Annotated in this window: 4 protein-coding genes; all 4 read right to left on the bottom strand. The window is 63.1% G+C overall.

Translation table 11 applies throughout. The annotated features are described in order from the left end of the window. Positions 1–1095, bottom strand: a 1095-nt coding sequence (locus tag FVQ81_18200) for a hypothetical protein (protein ID MBW7998463.1), incomplete at its 3' end; no start/stop codon positions are given. Continuing rightward, on the bottom strand, positions 1025–1246 hold the full coding sequence (locus FVQ81_18195) for a hypothetical protein (GenBank protein ID MBW7998462.1): 222 nt from the start codon (positions 1244–1246) through the stop codon (positions 1025–1027). The genes FVQ81_18200 and FVQ81_18195, both read right to left, overlap by 71 nt. 25 nt (positions 1247–1271) lie before the next feature. Continuing rightward, a complete protein-coding gene (locus FVQ81_18190; GenBank protein ID MBW7998461.1) occupies positions 1272–2258 on the bottom strand; it encodes a xanthine dehydrogenase family protein subunit M in 987 nt (328 codons plus the stop codon). A gap of 1 nt (position 2259) precedes the next feature. Beyond that, positions 2260–3212 (bottom strand): xanthine dehydrogenase family protein molybdopterin-binding subunit (locus FVQ81_18185; protein MBW7998460.1); only part of this gene is annotated, 953 nt, incomplete at its 5' end.

The following is a 3212-nucleotide window of genomic DNA, read 5'->3' as shown; positions in this document are numbered from 1 at the left end:
GACCTTACGCCTGCTGCCGATCATCCCGAGATAGGCCGCCGGGGTCCTGACCGCCCGCTCCAGCACCTGACGGTCGGTGGTGTGGCAGCGGGTGACACTGACCAGGTAGTGGCGAGGGCCGATATCGAGCTGATCGAAGATGCCTGGATAAGGACCGGACAGAAGCCGCTCGGCATCCGGAAAGCGTTCCGGCGAGACGAATTCGGCGCGGTCGTCGGCCACCACCACCCTGAACCCGCACAGCGCGCCCAGGTGGGCCAGGGGCCTGCCGATATGCCCGCCGCCGAACACCACCAGCGTGGGCGCGGGCTGGATAAAATCGACCAGGAAGCCTTGCAGAGCGGCGAATTCAGCGGGCGCGCGTTCCAGTTCCAGGTAGATGGGATCATTGCCGTCAAACGAGGGCAGGGCCTTGCGGATGACCAAATCGTTCAAATCGCCGACTGCAAGCGAACCGGCCAGGACTCCATCGCGGTCGAACGCCATCCTGTGCCCGGCGGGTGGTGTTCGGTCGTAAGAGTCGAGCACGGCTGTGGCCAGCGCCACGCTCCGTCCCTCCCTGATTTTTTGCAGGATAGTCTCGGCCACCAAACGCTCCAGAGCCGTGGGGAAAATCACTTCCGTATAGACCGTGATTTTCCCGCCGCAGATCTGCAGACTCTCGACCATCTCCTCCCCGGTGAAATCGAACGTCCTGATAAGCGGAGCGCCGGCGGAGATCGCCCGGCGGGCGTCGTGGGTCACCTCGCCCTCGAGCGCCCCCCCGCCCACTGTCCCGGCGATAGTCCCGTCCTCGTGCACCAGCAGACGGCAACCCGCGGGCGCGGGCACCGAACCCGAGCTGGCGAGCACCGAGCAGAGCGCGCAGGCGCGGCCCTTGGAGATCATTTGCAGCAGCTGTTCGAACAGTTTTTCCATGGCAGCAGAAAGCTGTATGAATCCGGCACGATAAGCAACAAAAAGGGTCCGCCGGGATTTCTCCCGGCGAACCCTGCTGTCCATATTCCTTGCAGGCCAGTCCTTTTTACTCGGACAACTGCGATTTGAAACATTCGCGCATCGGGTTGCAGTCGCCGGCCGAGACCAGGCCATCATCCGGACCGGCCACCCCCTGGGTGATCAGGCACCAGCAGTCCTGGCTGGCGAGCGGAAGGTAGTATTCCTGGTTCAGGTTTGCGAGATAGTACTCCTTGCTGCGGTGGTACTTGCAAACCTTCCTGATGTTGTTCAGAATCGAATAAGCCATTTTGGCAATCTCCTGAGTTGACTGGTTAAACGTCAACATCGCTGGCCCGCAGCACCGCGCGCTTAATCATTGTCGCGGCCAGGTCGAGCTTGTAAGCGTTCTCATCCATCGGGTCGGCACCGGCCAGGGCGGCATCACAGGCGGCGGTCACGCTGGCGGCGGTAACCCGGTTGCCGCTCAGAGCCGTTTCCGCGCCGGTTGCACGGTACGGGGCCGGGGAGACTCCGCCCAGGACAACCGAGGCCCGGGTGCAGGTATCGCCGTTCATGACCATCACCACCCCCGCGCTGACCAGGGCAAAATCGCGGCTGCCGCGTTCCTTGAACTTAAGATAGCAGCTCGCCTCGCCGGCGGCCGGTTTGGGGACCTTGATTTCGGTGATAATCTCGCCGGGCTGGAGGATATTCTCGAATATCGGGTCGGCGGTGGGCAGGACGAAGAAGTCGTCGAGCTTCACATCGCGCTGGCCGCTTTTGCCCTGGATGGTCACGCTGGCGCCCATCGCCTCGAGCATCACCGCCGTGTCGCTGGGGTGGACGATAAAGCAGGGCCCGCCCTCGATGACGCAGTGGTACTTGTTACGGCCGCTGACTGCGAAACAGGTCCCGCCGCCCTTGCGGATGCAGTTGTATTCCTTGCCGCGATAGTACCAGCAGCGGGGCCGCTGGCAGATATTTCCGCCCAGGGTACCCATGTTGCGCAATTGCGGACTGCCCACGCTTTCCGCGGCCTGGGCCAGACCGGCGTAGGTTTCGCGGACATTTTTGTCTCCGGCGAGTTCGGCCAGCTTGACAAGCGCGCCGATCCTCAAACCGTCGCCGCCGGAGCGGATCCGGTCGAGTCCCTTGATCGACTTGAGATTCACGACCCGCTCCGGTGAGACGTAGCCGTTTTTCATTTCGCCGAGCAGATCGGTTCCCCCGGCAATGGCGAGGCTTCCGCCCCCGCCGCGGCCCAGGACAGTTACCGCGTCTTTAACGTCTTTCGGGTTATAGTAGGCAAAGGCTTTCATTTCAAGCGCCTCCTTTTTTCAAAGCTTCCAGCACCACGTCCGGCGTCATCGGCAGCCTGGTCACCCTGGCGCCGATTGCGTTGAACACCGCGTTGGCCAGCGCGCCGGCCGTGGGAACTCGCGGAGGCTCACCCAGGCCGATTACGCCGCGCTCGGGCTGCTCGTCGATAACCACGTCGAACTCGGGCATCTCCATCGTCCCGGCCAGCTTGTAGTTTTCCATGTTCGGATTGACCATCGTGCCGGTGTTAGGATCCATGGTCCGGTCCTCGAGCAGCGCCCAGCTCAGGCCCATGATTATCGCGCCGTTGATCTGGCTGCGGGAAGTGAGCCGGTTGATACAGAGTCCGAAATCCTGGACCGCCACGATCTTGATCGGTTTGATCCGTCCGGTTTCGACATCCACCTCGACCTCGGCGAACTGCAACCCGGCCACGCCGCTGCTCGAAAGGCCCTCCGCCCAGCCGTCGGTGACACTCAGGGTCTGGCCCTGGAGCAGCGCGCAGGCATCCTTCCATTTCATGGTCTTGGCGCTGTCGCTGCCGGCGCGGATAACGTCCTTATCGCCCACCAGGTCGCTGGCGGCCACACCCAAGGCCGCGGCCACTTTTTCGTATAACTGGTTGCGGGCCGAGTCACAGGTGTTTTTCACCGCCGGAGTTACCGAGCCGGTGGTGATACTGCCTCCCGAGGCAGTGGAGAAGGGGTAAATGCTGCGGCCGATCCTGGGGGTCACCCAATCCATCGAGATACCCAGCGTATCGGCGGTGATCTGGTGGATCATCGTGCGGACGCCGGTACCCAGATCCTGGGTGCCGGTGCTGGCGGTCACCCGGCCGTCGGGGAAAATCTCGACCGTAACCCTGGTGCTGCGCGCGCCTCCACCTCCCCAGCGGCAGACACCCACGCCCACGCCGCGTTTCTTGGGTCCATTGCCGGAACCGGGCGCCTTAT

The organism is Candidatus Glassbacteria bacterium, assembly GCA_019456185.1.
GTDB lineage: Bacteria > Gemmatimonadota > Glassbacteria > GWA2-58-10 > GWA2-58-10 > JAJRTS01.
Note: the sequence above shows the minus strand (reverse complement) of the source record. Positions and strands in the feature narration are given on the sequence as shown.